The sequence below is a fragment of the Ensifer sp. M14 genome, assembly GCF_003355565.1.
Classification (GTDB): domain Bacteria; phylum Pseudomonadota; class Alphaproteobacteria; order Rhizobiales; family Rhizobiaceae; genus Ensifer.
On sequence record NZ_QJNR01000004.1, the window covers coordinates 2,125,840 to 2,140,960 of the forward strand.

General features: G+C 62.7%; 15 protein-coding genes and 1 riboswitch. Of the genes, 9 read left to right on the forward strand and 6 right to left on the reverse strand.

The window, feature by feature from the left end; all coding sequences use genetic code 11:
* Window positions 1–4: 4 nt before the first annotated feature.
* From BLJAPNOD_RS10150 to BLJAPNOD_RS10185, 8 genes are all read left to right on the forward strand, one after another.
* On the forward strand, window positions 5–1,057 hold the full coding sequence (locus tag BLJAPNOD_RS10150; RefSeq protein ID WP_115419708.1) for a class II aldolase/adducin family protein: 1,053 nt from the start codon (window positions 5–7) through the stop codon (window positions 1,055–1,057).
* Entirely contained in the window at window positions 1,054–2,340 is a 1,287-nt protein-coding gene (locus tag BLJAPNOD_RS10155) for an FGGY-family carbohydrate kinase (protein WP_115419709.1), read from the forward strand. Before BLJAPNOD_RS10150 ends, BLJAPNOD_RS10155 begins: the two co-directional genes overlap by 4 nt.
* On the forward strand, window positions 2,337–3,176 hold the full coding sequence (locus BLJAPNOD_RS10160; RefSeq protein WP_115419710.1) for a TIGR01459 family HAD-type hydrolase: 840 nt from the start codon (window positions 2,337–2,339) through the stop codon (window positions 3,174–3,176). The genes BLJAPNOD_RS10155 and BLJAPNOD_RS10160 overlap by 4 nt, the downstream gene beginning before the upstream one ends.
* A gap of 14 nt (window positions 3,177–3,190) precedes the next feature.
* Complete coding sequence (locus BLJAPNOD_RS10165) at window positions 3,191–4,129, forward strand: TIM barrel protein (RefSeq protein WP_115419711.1); 939 nt, start codon at window positions 3,191–3,193, stop codon at window positions 4,127–4,129.
* Window positions 4,130–4,231: 102 nt separating this feature from the next.
* A complete protein-coding gene (locus BLJAPNOD_RS10170) occupies window positions 4,232–5,017 on the forward strand; it encodes a DeoR/GlpR family DNA-binding transcription regulator (RefSeq protein WP_115421234.1) in 786 nt (261 codons plus the stop codon).
* Window positions 5,014–5,781, forward strand: coding sequence for a triose-phosphate isomerase (locus BLJAPNOD_RS10175; protein WP_115419712.1), 768 nt, complete (start codon window positions 5,014–5,016; stop codon window positions 5,779–5,781). The genes BLJAPNOD_RS10170 and BLJAPNOD_RS10175 overlap by 4 nt, the downstream gene beginning before the upstream one ends.
* 43 nt (window positions 5,782–5,824) lie before the next feature.
* The gene (locus tag BLJAPNOD_RS10180; RefSeq protein WP_077499866.1) at window positions 5,825–6,262 is read left to right on the forward strand and encodes an RpiB/LacA/LacB family sugar-phosphate isomerase; all 438 of its coding nucleotides are present in this window, start codon (window positions 5,825–5,827) and stop codon (window positions 6,260–6,262) included.
* A gap of 289 nt (window positions 6,263–6,551) precedes the next feature.
* The gene (locus BLJAPNOD_RS10185) at window positions 6,552–7,829 is read left to right on the forward strand and encodes a low temperature requirement protein A (protein ID WP_115419713.1); all 1,278 of its coding nucleotides are present in this window, start codon (window positions 6,552–6,554) and stop codon (window positions 7,827–7,829) included.
* A 423-nt stretch (window positions 7,830–8,252) separates the two neighbouring features.
* On the opposite strand, the gene BLJAPNOD_RS10190 is transcribed toward BLJAPNOD_RS10185, so the two are convergent.
* From BLJAPNOD_RS10190 to BLJAPNOD_RS10215, 6 genes are all read right to left on the reverse strand, one after another.
* Window positions 8,253–8,726: a 6,7-dimethyl-8-ribityllumazine synthase gene (locus BLJAPNOD_RS10190; protein WP_199565927.1), complete on the reverse strand. Its 474-nt coding sequence runs from the start codon at window positions 8,724–8,726 to the stop codon at window positions 8,253–8,255.
* A gap of 92 nt (window positions 8,727–8,818) precedes the next feature.
* Window positions 8,819–8,968, reverse strand: a riboswitch (FMN riboswitch).
* A gap of 136 nt (window positions 8,969–9,104) precedes the next feature.
* The gene (locus tag BLJAPNOD_RS10195) at window positions 9,105–10,166 is read right to left on the reverse strand and encodes an ABC transporter ATP-binding protein (protein ID WP_115419715.1); all 1,062 of its coding nucleotides are present in this window, start codon (window positions 10,164–10,166) and stop codon (window positions 9,105–9,107) included.
* A gap of 12 nt (window positions 10,167–10,178) precedes the next feature.
* Window positions 10,179–10,961 (reverse strand): ABC transporter permease, encoded by a 783-nt coding sequence (locus BLJAPNOD_RS10200; RefSeq protein WP_115419716.1) that lies wholly within the window; start codon window positions 10,959–10,961, stop codon window positions 10,179–10,181.
* Complete coding sequence (locus tag BLJAPNOD_RS10205; RefSeq protein WP_115419717.1) at window positions 10,958–11,839, reverse strand: ABC transporter permease subunit; 882 nt, start codon at window positions 11,837–11,839, stop codon at window positions 10,958–10,960. The genes BLJAPNOD_RS10200 and BLJAPNOD_RS10205 overlap by 4 nt, the downstream gene beginning before the upstream one ends.
* A 114-nt stretch (window positions 11,840–11,953) precedes the next feature.
* Entirely contained in the window at window positions 11,954–13,060 is a 1,107-nt protein-coding gene (locus tag BLJAPNOD_RS10210; RefSeq protein WP_077499878.1) for an ABC transporter substrate-binding protein, read from the reverse strand.
* Between the two features lie 190 nt (window positions 13,061–13,250).
* Window positions 13,251–14,129, reverse strand: coding sequence for a MurR/RpiR family transcriptional regulator (locus tag BLJAPNOD_RS10215; protein ID WP_077499880.1), 879 nt, complete (start codon window positions 14,127–14,129; stop codon window positions 13,251–13,253).
* Window positions 14,130–14,304: 175 nt separating this feature from the next.
* Between BLJAPNOD_RS10215 and BLJAPNOD_RS10220 the strand changes: the two genes are divergently transcribed.
* Window positions 14,305–15,078 carry an N-formylglutamate amidohydrolase gene (locus BLJAPNOD_RS10220; protein ID WP_115421235.1) on the forward strand — a complete coding sequence of 258 codons (774 nt, stop codon included), beginning with the start codon at window positions 14,305–14,307 and terminating at the stop codon, window positions 15,076–15,078.
* Window positions 15,079–15,121 lie beyond the last annotated feature (43 nt).

The following is a 15,121-nucleotide window of genomic DNA, read 5'->3' on the forward strand; positions in this document are numbered from 1 at the left end:
GGGAATGCGCAGTCTGGAATTCGAGGCCTTGCTTGATATCTCGGCGCGTGTCGGTGCCGACCCGCTGCTGGTGCAGGGGGCGGGCGGCAACACGTCGATCAAGGAGGTTGGCACGCTCTGGATCAAGGCCTCCGGCCTCTGGCTTGCCCATGCCCGGCAGCGCGACGTCATGGTGCCGGTGGCGCTCGACCCGATGCTGGAGGCGCTGGAACGCAACGATCCCGCCACCGAGAAAGCGCAGGATTTCGTTATTTCCGAGATGAACCCTTCGGGTCTCAGGCCCTCGATCGAGACGACGGTGCATGCGCTGATGCCGCAGAAGGTGGTGATCCACGTCCATTGCGTCGAAACCATTGCGACCGCAGTACAGACCAACGGCGCTGCCATCGCCGCCGAGCGCTTGGCCGGCATTCCGCATGTCTTCGTGCCCTATGCCCGACCGGGCCTGCCGCTTGCGAAAGCGATCGCCGAGCGGCTGCAGGAGAATACGTCCGTGCTGATCCTCGGCAATCACGGTCTGGCGGTTGCCGCTGAGACTGTCGCCGATGCCGCGATACTCCTGACGGATGTCTCGCGCCGGTTGACGGGGCAGCGACGGCCGGCGCCCGCGGCAGATCTGGCTGCACTGTCGCGGCTTGCGGTCGACAGCGGCTACTGCCTGCCCGACGATGCGCGGCTGCATGCGGTCGCAACCGATCTGGAAAGTTGCCGGATCGCCGCAGGCGGCAGCCTCTATCCCGACCATGTCATCTTCCTCGGAAAGGGTTGCGTCATCGCAGCACCGGGCGAGACTGCAGCTTCGATCGAAAAGGGCAGGGCGGAACGGGGCGAAAGCCTGCCGCCGCTTTTGCTCTTTCCCGGCAAGGGGGTGCTGGTGGAAAAGACCATATCCGCAGGTGCGCTCGCCATGGCGCGATGCCTTGCCGACGTCACGGCCCGCATTCCGGCGAGCGGGCGACTGCGCTACCTAAGCGATGCTGAGAATGCGGAGCTGCTCGGCTGGGACGCGGAGAAATACCGCCAGAAGCTCAACCGGGCAGGGCAGGCGCTACAATGAATGGACATCATGACGCGCTGGTCATCGGCATCGACATCGGCACATCGGGTGCGCGTGCTGTCGCCATGACGCCGGATGGCGCAATCGTCGCATCTGGCGCTGCCAAGCTTTCTGCCTTCTCTGAAGATCACCGCGATCCGGTCGGCTGGTGGAAGGCGGTTCAGGCGGCTTTTGGCGATGTGATCGAGGTGGTCGATCGGCAGCGAATCCGGGCGATCAGCATCGACGGCACCTCGGGCACGATGCTGCCGGTGGCTGCTGACGGTGCACCGCTGGCCCGCCCGATGATGTACAACGATCCGGTTTCCGATGGTGCAATCCTGGACGCGATTGCCGCCCATGCGCCGAAGGAGAGCGCCGCCCACGGCGCAACCTCCGGCCTTGCCAAGGTGCTGGCTTTTCAGTTGGTGCCGGATGTCTTCCGTGTCATCCACCAGGCCGATTGGCTGGCCGGGCATTTTACCGGGCTCTACGATGTGTCCGACGAGAACAACGCCTTGAAGACCGGCTACGACCCGGTCACTCGGGGCTGGCCGGAGTGGATCGAAAAGACCGGCGCGCGTGCCGGGTTGTTGCCGGAGGTACTGCCTGCCGGCGAGCCGGTCGCGACGATCTCGCCCGCGGCTGCCGAAGCCTTCGGCCTTTCGCGAGAGGTGGTCGTCGTTGCCGGCACCACCGACGGCTGTGCCTCGTTTCTGGCGACGGGTGCCGACCGGCCGGGCGATGGTGTCAGTGCGCTCGGAACGACGCTGACGGTGAAGGTGCTTTCCGACCGGCCGCTGTTTGCCCCGGAATACGGGCTCTATAGCCATCGGATCGGCGACATGTGGCTGGCTGGCGGAGCGTCGAATACGGGCGGCGTGGTTCTGGCGGCGCATTTCACCGGCGAGCAAATCGCGGAGCTTTCCGCCCGCATCGACCCGGCCAACGATACCGGCCTCGACTATTATCCGCTGACGAAACCGGGCGAGCGCTTTCCCATCGCCGACCCGAATTTCGAACCACGTATGACACCGCGGCCACAGGATGACGCCATGTTTCTGAAGGCGATCTTCGAAGGTATCGCCGGGGTCGAAAGCCTCGCCTATCAGCGGCTGACAGCGCTTGGCGGGCCGAAGCTCGGCTCCATCCGCACGGTCGGCGGTGGTGCAAAAAATGCGGCGTGGTCGGCGATCCGCGCGCGTAAGCTCGGGGTGCCGTTCCTGGTCGTGCATTCGGAAGAGGCCGCAGCCGGCACAGCGCAACTGGCGCTTGCGGGCGCCAAACAGGCAGGTGTGTTATGAGTACCGTCATCTCCAACCTTGCCGATATCGCCGATCGCTATGATGCCTTCCTGATCGACCAGTTCGGCGTGCTGCGCGACGGTCGTGGGCCTTATCCCGGTGCCGCCGAGACGCTGGTGCGGCTGAAGGATCAGGGCAAGCGCATCATCATTCTCTCCAATTCCGGCAAGCGCTCGGAGGAAAACGATCGTCGCCTCGTCGAACTCGGCTTTGTCGCCGGCAGCTGGGACTGGTTTTTGACCTCGGGCGAAGTGGCTTGGCAGATCCTGAAGCGAGAGGGCCGACAGGCAAGCGGGCTGCCCCGCAAATGCCTGCTGGTCAGCCGCGACGGCGACCTCTCGCCGCTGAAAGGGCTCGACCTTGAACGCACCCAATGGGGTGAAGATGCGAATTTTGTGCTGCTGGCGGCAAGCGAAGGTGATGTCCTGCCGTTGTCACACTATGAGGCGTTGCTGGCGCCGGCGGCGCGGCGCGGGGTGCCGTGCCTCTGCACCAACCCTGACAAGGTCATGCTGACGAAGAGCGGAACGGCCTTCGGTGCCGGGCGGATCGCGGAGCTTTACGAGGACATTGGCGGCAAGGTGCGCTGGATCGGCAAACCCTTCGCCGACATCTACGACTTTGCCCTCGACTTCCTCGGTCATCCCGATCCGTCGCGCATCTGCGCGATCGGCGACAGCATCGAGCACGATATCGCCGGCGCGGCGAGTGCCGGCTTGGGTTCGGTGCTGGTGACCACGGGCATTTTGGAGCATGCCTCCGACGCGGAGCGGCAAAAACTCTTTGCCGAGCATGGCGCCACGCCCGATTTCATCCTCCCGAAATTTCTCTGGTAGTCAGGAGTCCGGCCTTGGCTTTCACGCTGTCGCTCAACACCAATCCACTGGTCAACCGCTTTGCCGAACCCGACGACCTGATCGAGACGATCGGGCAACAGATCCGCATCGGCTACGTGCAACTGACGCACGAGTTCGTCAATCCCGGTTGGCCGGCGGCGACGATTTCCAAGACCATCCGCCAGTTCAAGGCAGCGCTTGGCCGCACCGGCGTGAAGATCACCTCGGGCATGACCGGGCCCTATGGCAGGCTCAACCATTTCGGCCACCCGGACCCGGATGTGCGGCGCTACTATGTCGGCTGGTTCAAGACCTTCGCCGATATTTCCGCAGAGCTCGGCGCCTCCGGCATGGGCACGCAGTTCGCGATCTTCACGCAGAAGGATTATGACGACCCGGCCCGGCGCGAGGAAATGATGAAGATCGCCATCGATTGTTGGCGCGAGGTGGCGGAACACGGCAAGGCGGCCGGTCTTTCCTATGTGTTCTGGGAGCCGATGTCGGTCGGGCGCGAGTTCGGCCACACGATCGCCGAATGCCGCGCGCTCGACCGGCGGCTTGCCGATGCCGAGCTGCCGATCCCGATGAAGATGATGGTCGATATCGACCATGGCGACGTCACCTCCGACAACCCCGATGACATCGACCCCTATGCCTGGGCGGGTGCCTTTCCCGAGCGCTCGCCAATCATCCACATCAAGCAGTCGTCGATGAACAAGGGCGGGCACTGGCCATTTACCGCCGCCTACAACAAGGACGGCCGCATCACGCCGGAGAAGCTGATCGAAGCGGTCAAGGCCGGTGGCGGCACCGACAACGAGATCTGCCTGGAGCTTTCCTTCCGCGAGCGCGAGCCGACCGACCATAACGTCGTCGAAATGATCCGGGAGTCGGTGGAATTCTGGGAGCCCTACATCGACACCGGGTTCAACGACTCGTCAAAATCACACTGAAAAATCACAAAATATCACTATTAAGGTTGAAATATCACATGCAAGTGTTATCTTCTCACAAGAGATGACGCGCTTTCGCGGCATCGGATGAGGCGGATGACGATGAAGCCGGAAGACAGGCGACAGGCGATCATGGATGTTCTGATGGAGGCTGGCACAGCGTCCGTCGAGGATCTGTCGTTGCGTTTCGCCGTCAGCAAGATGACGGTGCATCGCGACCTCGACGATCTCGAACAGGCCGGCCTGTTGCGTAAGGTGCACGGCGGCGCCTCGATCCAGTCGAGCCCGCAGTTCGAAAGCGATTTCCGCTACCGCGAAAAAATTGCCGCCGCCGAAAAGAACCGCATTGCCGAATATGCCGCTGGTCTGATCGAGCCGGGGCAGAGCATCCTCGTCGACGACAGTTCGACCGCGGGTGCGATCGCCGCCTGCATCAGGGACATCCGGCCGCTCACCGTCATCACCAACAATCTCGGCGTCATCGCCAGCCTGTCCGGCGCGCCGGGTATCAACGTCATCGCGCTCGGCGGCCAGTACAGCAAGAAATTCAACGGTTTCTTCGGCATCGTTACCGAGGAAGCGCTCAGCTCGCTGCGGGTCGATATCGCCTTCCTCTCCAGTTCCGCGGTCGCGGGCGCGGCAGCCTTCCACCAGGACCAGGAGGTCGTGCAGGCCAAGCGGCTGATGGTGAAGTCGGCGGCGCGCAAATATCTCATGGTGGATCACGACAAGTTCGGGCGGTCCGCCCTGCATTTCCTGACCGGGCTCGACGCCTTCGACGCGGTGCTGACGGGTGCGGAGGTGGCGGACGAGCATGCCGTGGCGCTTCGCGAAGCCGGCATCCGCCTGGTCACGGTCGACACTCGAAAAATATCGGAGACAGCATGAACAAGCCGCAGCTCTGGGTGGGCACAAGCTGGAAGATGAACAAGACGCTGGCGGAAGCCATGGTCTTTGCCGATGGGCTGGCAGCCGCCGACGGCGCGCGAGACGAGCGCATCCAGCGTTTCGTCATTCCGCCTTTCACCGCCGTTCGCCAGGTCAAGGACCGGCTGGTCGAGACGAGCGTCAAGGTCGGCGCGCAGAACATGCATTGGGACGACGCCGGCGCCTGGACCGGCGAAGTTTCGCCAGTCATGCTGAGGGATTGCAACCTCGACGTTGTCGAGCTCGGCCACAGCGAACGGCGCGAGCATTTTGGCGAGACCGACCGGACCGTGGGCCTGAAGACGGCAGCGGCCGTGCGTCACGGCCTGGTGCCGCTGATCTGCATCGGCGAGACGCTCACCGAGCGCGAGGCGGGCGAGGCGGATGCCGTCCTGAAACGGCAGGTGGAAGGTGCGCTGGCGCTTCTTGAAGGCGATGCCCGCAAGGCGACGATCCTGCTTGCCTACGAACCGGTCTGGGCCATCGGCGTCAACGGCATTCCGGCGACATCAGATTATGCCGACGAGCGCCATAAGCGGATTGCCGATGTGGCAGAGGCAGCTCTCGGCGTACGCGTTCCCGTGCTTTACGGCGGCAGCGTCAACCCCGGCAATTGCGAAGAACTGATCACCCAGCAGCATATCGACGGCCTGTTCATCGGCCGCTCCGCCTGGGACGTCAACGGCTATCTCGACATTTTGCAGCGTGTGTCGAAGGCGATCTGAGCCCTCGCACGTCGCAGACCAACAAGAACGGAAAGGAACGACCATGAAGATCGCAATCGGAGCAGACAGCGCCGGCAAGCCCTTGCTCGACGTCATCGCCGCTCACCTGAAGAGCAAGGCCGACCTCGAAGTCAGCGACCTCAGCCAGTCCGGCTTTTACGCCGACCTGTCGCAGAAGCTGGCGCAGACCATCGTCGACGGCGAGAACGAACGCGGCATCCTGTTCTGCGGCACCGGCATCGGCGTCTGCATCTCGGCCAACAAGGTGCCGGGCATCCGCGCCGCGCTGACCCACGACACCTATTCGGCCGAGCGGGCGGCCAAGTCGAACAATGCCCAGATCATCACCATGGGCGCGCGCGTCATCGGGCCGGAGCTGGCGAAGTCGATCGTCGACGCCTGGCTTGCCTCCGAGTTCGACCCGAACGGCTCGTCGGCCGGCAATGTCGACGCGATCGATCGTCTCGACGCGGCGAAGTAATTCAATCGACCAAGAGAGCGTTTCCGGCTTAAACCGGGCCGCAGAGGCGCTCTGTCTCTTTGCTTCACGCATTTCCTGGCGGAAAACCGCTTCGCACTTCTCCTGGAAATGCTCCGATACCGCGATGCACGTTGATCCTCCCTCGCGCATCGCGGCGAACGCCCGGCAGAGATGCCGGGCGTTTTCATGTTCAGCCAATGCCGGGAGATCTGGCACTGCCCGCTTGACGAAGCTTCTGCAAATATTTGAATATTCTTGCATATCGTCCCGCCAGCGAGGTCTGCGCCCCATGTCCGACGCCACCACGACACCGCCCCTTGCCGTAAGCCACCGCCTGGCACGCATGAGCGGCCGCGACACGCATGAGCATCATCGCACCGCAACGACACTCGAGCTTCTGTTCGACCTGACCTTCGTCATCGCGTTCAGCCTTGCGGCATCGCAGCTCGCGCATCTGATGGCCGAAGGGCATTTCGGGGCGGGGCTGATCGGCTTTACGCTGGCGATCTTTGCCATCTGCTGGGCCTGGATCAATTTCACCTGGTTCGCTTCCGCCTATGACACCGACGACTGGGTGTTCCGCTGCGTGACCATGGTGCAGATGGTCGGCGTGCTGATCCTGGCGATCGGCCTTCCCGCCATGTTCCACTCGATCGACGTGGGCGGGCATCTCGACAATGGCGTGATGGTGCTCGGCTATGTCGTCATGCGCGTGGCGATGATCTTCCAGTGGCTGCGCGCCACCCACCAGGATCCGGTGCGGCGCGATGCCTGCATGACCTATGTGATCGCCATCGGCATTGCCCAGCTTGGCTGGATCGTGCTGATCTTCTTCGATTTCTCGCTCACCGTGTCCATCGCCATGGCCGTGGTGCTGACGGCGATCGAGATGCTCGGGCCCTATATCGCCGAGACGCGGCATGGCGGCACGCCCTGGCATGCACACCACATCGCCGAACGCTACGGTCTTCTGGCGATCATCGCGCTCGGCGAAGGTGTGGTCGGCACCGTCGCCTCGATCACCGCTGTCGTCGACGGGGAGGGCTGGAACCTCGACGTGGCGCTCGTCTGCCTTGCCGGCACCGGGCTCACCTTCGGCATGTGGTGGATCTATTTCCTGTTGCCGAGCGCCGAGGTCCTGCATGCGCACCGCAGGCGTTCCTTCGTCTGGGGCTACGGGCACATCTTCATCTTTGCCGCCATCGTTGCCACTGGCGCGGGTCTGCATGTGGCTGCCTATTACATCGAACACAAGGCGCATATCAGCTCACTGGCAACCGTTCTGACCGTGGTCATTCCGGTCGGGGCCTACATCGGCCTGGTCTACGGCATGTATGCCTATCTGCTGCGGCAGGCGGAGCCGCTGCATGCGTGGCTGCTGGCCGGAACGGTGCTTGTGCTAGCGGCGTCGATCGTAGCGGCGATGGCGGGCGTCGATATGGCGATCTGCCTGATCATCGTGATGTTCGCGCCTTTCGTGACCGTCGTCGGCTTCGAGGCAGCCGGCCATCGCCACCGGATGGCGGCGCTGGAACGTTGTCTTGCCGAGGCCGGGCCGGCGCATTGAGTGCCTTGAATTGCCGAGTCGAAACAGCTGTTTGGCGGCCTGTGCTGACGGGTCGATTCAGGTGGTTCAGAGGTTGATTCAAGGAAGCCTCGTGCGCCTTCGCGTGGATTTGTCCTTCACGCGCTTTGTCTGGAGCTGCCCCTCACCCTAGCCCTCTCCCCGCAGGCGGGGAGAGGGGACGGTCGAGCGTGTGGCGTCGTCATCGCTCTTCCGTGAACCCAGCGCGGTCATGCCGTGCGACGGCCTCGTCAGCCGCTTTGCTGGTTCCGATCACTGCAGCGGAGGGAGGCAAAGGCTGAAGCCGTCAGGTGGAGGTGTTGGGCGTGAGAGCGTGCCACGCATGTCCTTCTCCCCGCAGGCGGGGAGAAGGTGGCTGGCAGGCCGGATGAGGGGCTGCCGGGTGCGATGCAGTGAAGTGTCAGATCAGGCGTTGACCAGAGCCAGCTTGGCGCGGGCGTCGAGGATCTGGGCGCAGGCATTGGCGGCCTCTTCGCCCTTGGCGACGAAGTGCTCGCGGAAGAAGGCGATCAGCGGCGAGCTTTCCTGGAAATTGTGCGGGGTCAGCACGGCGGAAAGCACCGGCACGTCGGTGTCGAGCTGGACGCGCATCATGCCGTCGAGCACGGTGCCGGCGACGAAATCATGCCGGTAGATGCCGCCATCGACGACGAAGGCGGTGCCGAGGATTGCGGCATAGCGGCCGGTCCTGGCAAGCTTCTGGGCATGCAGCGGGATCTCGAGTGCGCCTGGCACATCGAAGATCTCGACATCGGCGGCCGAACCGCCGAGCTTCGTCCATTGGGCGACAAAGGCATCGACGCAACGATCAACGATGTCGGCATGCCAGCGGGCACGAACGATCGCGATCTTGGCGGTGGGGTGGGAAAGAATAGTCATGGGTCTCAAGCCTTCCAGGGTTTGGCGTTTCCAATTTTCCCGTCGGGCGAACATGCATGCGCGCGAAGCCCCGGCGTGGGGTCCACGTTCCTGCTTGCTCTCTTCCATCCGGACTGTGACCGTCGGCTCCGGAATCTGACCGGATCTGCTGACCCTCGAGGAAAGCCCTCGAAGCGCTCGCGGGCTTCGACCTTTCGATCGCTACCGCCGGTGGGGAGTTTCACCCCGCCCTGAGAACAGGGCCGACTATATAGATCGGCCACGCGTGGTCAAACGCGTGGCGCGACGAAAATCCTGGAAATTACGACAGATTTTTCCACGGTCTGCCGCTGCCGGGCGAAATGATTCCGGCAGCGCGGTGCCTTCTCAGGTCCGACGTTACTCTCGGATGACCAGCAGATCCTTGGCAGCGAAACGCAGCGTGACGTTGTCGCCGAACGTTGGGGGCGTCAGGCCGGGATCGTTGAACATGTCGAAAGAGATGACATCGCCGCCGATGCGCAGCTTGGTGCGGATGACCGAGCCGAGGAAGCTGGTCGAAACCACCTCTCCGGTCAGCGCCGTATCGCCCTTGGCGCTGTCGGCGATCGAGCCTGCTTCCGGGCGCAGCGCGAGCGAAATGTTGTCGCCGCCCTTCATGCCGGAAATCTGCTCCTTCAGCGAGACCTGCTGGTTGCCGATGGTGACGGCGCCAGAGGCAGGGTCTGCGACCTTGGCTTCGATGATGTTGAGCGTGCCGACGAAGGAAGCGACGAAGCGGGTGGCAGGCGTGTTGTAGATCTCGAACGGCGTGCCGATCTGGTCGGCACGGCCGCCATTCATCACGACGATGCGATCCGAGATCGACAGCGCCTCTTCCTGGTCATGGGTGACGAAGACGGTGGTGATGCCGAGCTGCTGCTGGATCTGGCGGATTTCCTCGCGCAGCGACACGCGGATCTTGGCGTCGAGCGCCGAGAGCGGCTCGTCGAGCAACAGCACCTGCGGCTTGACGGCGAGCGCGCGCGCCAGCGCAACGCGCTGCTGCTGGCCGCCGGACAGCTGGTAGGGGAAACGGTCGGCCAGGTGCTCGAGCTTGATCAGGCTCAGCATCTCCTTGACGCGCGTATCGGTCTCCGCCTTCGGCGCGCCGGCGACCTTCAGGCCGAAGGCGACGTTGTCGTGCACATTCATGTTGGGAAACAGCGCATAGGCCTGGAACACCATGCCGATGTTGCGCTGGTTCGGCTTCAGCGTGCCCTGGTCCTTGCCATCGATGACAATGGATCCGCTGGATGGCGTCTCGAAGCCGGCGATCATGCGCAGCACGGTCGTCTTGCCGCAGCCCGAGGGCCCAAGGAACGAGACGAACTCGCCCTTCTCGATTGCCATGTCGAAGCCATGCACGACTTGCACGGGGCCGAAGGATTTCTGGATGTTGGTCAGTGTCAGGAAACTCATATGGACCGATCCTCAGGCCTTGGGAGGCGCGCTTTTTTGAAAGCGCGAGACGAGCTGGATGAGGCCGAGGCAGCCCCAGGTGATGCCGAACGCGATAACGGCGAGGGCGGCTGGCTCATAGGCGCGGTTGGCGCCCAGAAGCTGCATATACGGACCGAAGGCCGGCCTGTTCAAAAGCGCTGCCATGGTGAACTCGCCGATAACGATGGCGAAGGTCAGGAAGGCGCCGGAGAGTACCGCGACCAGAACATTCGGCAGGATGATCCGCCCCAGAATGGTCGCCCATCCCGCGCCGAGGCTTTGAGCGGCTTCGGTCAGGGTGGCGATGTCGATCGTCCGCAGACCCGTGTCCACCGCCCGGTACATATAGGGAAGCGCAAGAATGGCGTAGCCGAACATCAGGAGCACATTGGTGCCGGCGATCGATCCGGTGAGCGGCAGCCAGCTCGAGGTGTTGTAGAGACGGATATAGCCGAAGACGATGACGATTGCCGGAATGACGAGCGGCAGCAGCGTGATGAACTCGATGTAGGGCCGCAAGCCAGGTAGCTTCAGGCGAACCCAGTAGGCCGTCGGCACCACAAGCAGCACGCCGAAGGCGATGGTGAACAGTGCCTGCATGATGGAATAGGTGAAGGTCTCCTGGAAGCGCGGATCGCTGAAGACCTTTGCATAGGCGTCGAACGAATACTCGCCGCGGCGCATCTTCAGCGAGAAGTTCGTCATGCCGATGAGCGGCAGGGTGAAATAGAGGAGGCCGAAAATCAGGGCCCCCCAGGCCCATATCTTCTTCATTTCAGCCACCTCTCGCTGCGGGCGCGAAGCCAGATGTAGATCGCGTTGGCGATGCCCGTGACGACGATCATGCCGAAGGCAAGCGCGTAGCCGAGGTGCGGGTTGCCGAGAACGTCGCCGCGGATCTGGGCGAAGAGCAGGATGGGGACGATCGAGAGCGACGAGCCGGTGAGTGCGATTGCGGTCGCGACGGCTCCGAAGGCGTTTGCGAAGAGGAGCGCGAGGGTGCCGAGAAGCGAGGGCAGCAGGATCGGGAAAGCGACCATGCGCCAGTACTGCAAGCCCGTGGCACCGAGAATTTCGGCGGCCTCGCGCCACTCGCGCTTCAATCCGTCGAGAGCCGGGGTGATGATGAGGATCATCAGCGGAATCTGGAAGAACAGATAGGTGACGGTGAGCCCCCAGAACGACAGGAGGTTGAAGCCGAGCAGTCTGAGGTCGAGACCGAAGTTCGAGCGCAGGAAGACGGTGAGGATGCCAACGGGACCGAGCGTCGCCAGAAACGCGAAGGCGAGCGGCACGCCGGCGAAGTTCGAGGCGACGCCGGAAAAGGTCAGAAGCGGTCCGCGAATCCATTTCGGCAACCCGCCGAAGACGACGGCAGACGCAATAGCAAAGCCGATCAGGCAGCCGAGAAGCGCCGAGGCAATGCTGATCTTGATGGAGATCCAGTAGGCCGACAGGATCGACGGCCTGAACAGACCGATGACGTTGTCGAACGTAAAGCTGCCATCAGGCGTCTGGAAGGCGCCGACCACGATCTTCATCGTTGGCAGAATCAGAAAAAGGAACACGAACGCTGCAAAGGGCAGGACGCCGAGCCAGTGAAGCGGAAGACGGCGCGCAGGTGGCCTGGCGCCGGTGTGAGCAGATGACATTCCGTTCGCCCCGAGATGCCGCGCTACGGACGCGGTCGTTCATTGAATTTCTTATGGTTATAGCATCTGCCCCGGCCGGAAAACCGGCCGGGGCAGGATCGAGTGTGGAAACGCTTACTGAACGTTGGCGCCGACCACGGAATCCCAGGCGCCGGTGACCGCTGCCTTGTTGGCATCGACTTCTTCGAGCGTCGGGAAGTAGGCCTTCTCGTAGGCAGCTGCCGGCGGCAGGGCGTCGATCAGTTCCTGCGGAACCTTGCCGGCCTTGACCATGGCGTTGAAGCGGGTCGGGTGGCAGAAGCCCTTCAGCCAGCCGAGCTGACCTTCGTCGGAATAGAGGTGCTCCATCCACAGCTTCGCTGCATTCGGGTGCGGCGCATAGGCCGAGATGCCCTGAACGTAGACGCCGGCGAGAACGCCGCTTGCAGGAACGACGACTTCGGTCGGCGGGTTGCCGTTCAGCGTCTTTGCCCAACCGAGAGCGTTGTAGTCCCAGGCGACGATGATCGGGGTCGAGCCCTGGGCCAGCGTGCCGGACTTGCCGATAACCGGAACGAAGTTGCCGGCCTTGTTCAACTCGGCGAAGTAGCCGAGACCGGCTTCGCCGGCTTCCTTGCCGGACTTTGCACCCTTGGCGAGGCCAGCGGCGAGAACGCCGAGGATCGCCTGGTTCGAGGCGCGCGGGTCACCGGCGAGTGCCACCTGGCCGGCATATTCCGGCTTCAGCAGATCAGCCCAGTCCTTCGGCGCGTTGGCGACGAGGTCCTTGTTCACGATGAAGGACATCACGCCGTAATAGTCGCCGTACCAGTAGCCTTCGGCATCCTTGACGCTATCTGGAATTTCGTCCCATGTGGAGACCTTGTAGGGTTGCAGCAGGCCTTCGGCCTTCATCTGCGGACCGAAGGCGAGACCGACGTCGACAACGTCAGGCGCCTGCGGGCCCTTGTTGTCCTTGTTGGCCTTGACGGCTTCGACTTCGTCGGCCGAGCCGGCGTCCGGGTTCAGTTCGTTGACCTGGATTTCCGGATACTTGGCCTTGAAGGCAGCGATGACGTCGCCATAGCCGCACCAGTCGTGGGGCAGGGCGACGGTGGTCAGCATGCCTTCCTTCTTGGCGGCTTCGATAAGCTCTGCGCTCGGCTCGGCAGCGGCAATGGCCGTCGTTGCCAAGAGAATGGCGGTGGAAAGTGAGAGCAGGCGTTGAGTCGTTGAAATCACTGGCGTTCTCCTTGTTATGGGTTTTCAGTCAATTTCGGCGATGCTGTTAAAGAGATGCTATGAAACTTGTGTGACAGCGATCTGTCTGTTCGCGCCGCGCATGTCGTTGGAAGAACAAATCTTTTTCCGACACGGCGCCTTCACTGAAACACATGTGCATAAAACTTCGTGAACGTTCCGGCTGTCCCTCCTAAACCGGTTTGCGAAAGATGCGGGTCGAATCGAACAGCCCCTCGAGCGTCTTCATCCGGTCGCGGGTCGCGTCCCAGTTGGAACTCTGCACGGCTTCGATCAGGGCTTCGACCAGAAACAGGATGACCACCGAACTGTCCCAGGCGGACGGCACCTCGATCTGCGAGCGGAAGACCTTGGAGGCGGATTTGGCGACCGGCGAACTCCAGCGATCGGTAAAGAGCACGATCTCGACGCCCCGGTCGCGGGCGGATTTCGCGAGTGTCTCCATCTCCTGCTCGTAGCGGCGGATGTCGAAGAGAATCAGCACGTCGCCATGGCGCATGTCGAGCACGTAATGCGGCCAGGCGCTGGCATTGGAGGCAATTTCGGTGACACCAGGGCGGATGACCTGCAGATGGGTGAAGAGATAATCGGCAACGGCGCGGGTGATGCGGCCGCCCAGCAGATAGACGTTGCGCTTGCGGTCGGCGACAAGCGCCACCGCCGCGTCGAATTCCTGCGGTTCGATCTGCGACAGCGTCTCGCGCATGTTGTTCATCGCGGCGTCGGCAAATCGGTTGAGCGTGTGGGTGCCCGGTGCGCTCGCGGCCCAGCGGTCATGCTTGGTGATCGGGTTGGAAATCGTCGCTTCCAGCTCCTGGTGCAGCCGCGACTGGAAATCGGGAAAGCCTTTGAAACCAAGCTTTTGCACCATGCGCGCGACCGTCGGCGTCGACACGCCCGCGTTCTCGGCGACCGTGGTGATCGAACCGAGCCCCGATACGGGATAATTGTCGAGAAGTGTCTCGGCCAACTGCCTTTCCGCGCGGGTCAGCGCGGTGAAGTGGGCATTGATCACATCCGACACCGTTGTGGATGTCGCCTTGCTGGTCAAATCGGTTCCCCTGAACTGGTCTAACGCCAGTTTGTGACAGATTAAACATCGCTGTCACAATTGGAGTCAATCGCAATTTTGAAGAGATCGTTTCAGATTTCGATTGACACTGGCTAATCTCTGAACAAATCTTTTCATTAACGAACGTCTAACGGGGCAAGAGGGGATGCCGGTGTTGACGCGACTTTTGACCGATACAGATGGCGATCCGGTTGCGATCGAGAACGCGGCCGGCAGAGGCGAAATCGTTCTCGTTTGCGAACACGCGTCGCGCCGGGTGCCCGAGCGGCTGGGTTCGCTCGGCCTTTCGCAGCATGCGCTCGAAAGCCACATCGCCTGGGATCCGGGGGCGCTCGCCGTTGCAGAACTGTTGTCGCGCAAGCTCGATGCGGCATTGATCTACCAGCGCTTCTCGCGGCTTGCCTATGATTGCAACCGGCCACCGGAAGCCGACGGTGCCATGCCTGCCGTCAGCGAAGTCTATGAGGTTCCGGGCAACCGCGATTTGGCGGGGGATGAGCGGCAGGCGCGTGTCGACGAGATCTACCTGCCGTTTCACGACGCCGTCAGCCGGTTCGTGACCGAGCGCAAGGCCAAGGGCAAGCCGCCTGTGGTCGTCACCATGCACTCGTTCACGCCCGTCTATTTCGGCAAGCCGCGTTCCGTCGAGGTCGGCATATTGCATGACGCCGACAGCCGGCTCGCCGACCAGATGCTGACCTTCGCCACCAAGGGCAAGGTTGCCTACGACATCCGCCGCAACGAGCCCTACGGGCCGGCCGATGGTGTCACGCATAGCCTGATCGAATACGGCGTCCACAACGGATTGCCGAATGTGATGATCGAGATCCGCAACGATCTCATTCGAAACGAGATCGGCCAGAGGGTCATGGCCGATTATCTGGAAGGGTTGCTCAGCCAAGGCGTGGCGGCACTTTCAGCACAATAAAAGACCCTGGGGAGCGGCTTTGCCGCGGTCCTGTTCCGGCTTG

Coding starts and splice junctions, on each gene's coding strand:
- BLJAPNOD_RS10155 (WP_115419709.1), top strand. CDS start 1,054: ATGAATGGACATCATGACGCGCTGGTCATCGGCATCGACATCGGCACA.
- BLJAPNOD_RS10160 (WP_115419710.1), top strand. CDS start 2,337: ATGAGTACCGTCATCTCCAACCTTGCCGATATCGCCGATCGCTATGAT.
- BLJAPNOD_RS10195 (WP_115419715.1), bottom strand. CDS start 10,166: ATGAGTTTCCTGACACTGACCAACATCCAGAAATCCTTCGGCCCCGTG.
- BLJAPNOD_RS10170 (WP_115421234.1), top strand. CDS start 4,232: ATGAAGCCGGAAGACAGGCGACAGGCGATCATGGATGTTCTGATGGAG.
- BLJAPNOD_RS10150 (WP_115419708.1), top strand. CDS start 5: ATGCGCAGTCTGGAATTCGAGGCCTTGCTTGATATCTCGGCGCGTGTC.
- BLJAPNOD_RS10175 (WP_115419712.1), top strand. CDS start 5,014: ATGAACAAGCCGCAGCTCTGGGTGGGCACAAGCTGGAAGATGAACAAG.
- BLJAPNOD_RS10200 (WP_115419716.1), bottom strand. CDS start 10,961: ATGAAGAAGATATGGGCCTGGGGGGCCCTGATTTTCGGCCTCCTCTAT.
- BLJAPNOD_RS10205 (WP_115419717.1), bottom strand. CDS start 11,839: ATGTCATCTGCTCACACCGGCGCCAGGCCACCTGCGCGCCGTCTTCCG.
- BLJAPNOD_RS10190 (WP_199565927.1), bottom strand. CDS start 8,726: ATGACTATTCTTTCCCACCCCACCGCCAAGATCGCGATCGTTCGTGCC.
- BLJAPNOD_RS10185 (WP_115419713.1), top strand. CDS start 6,552: ATGTCCGACGCCACCACGACACCGCCCCTTGCCGTAAGCCACCGCCTG.
- BLJAPNOD_RS10180 (WP_077499866.1), top strand. CDS start 5,825: ATGAAGATCGCAATCGGAGCAGACAGCGCCGGCAAGCCCTTGCTCGAC.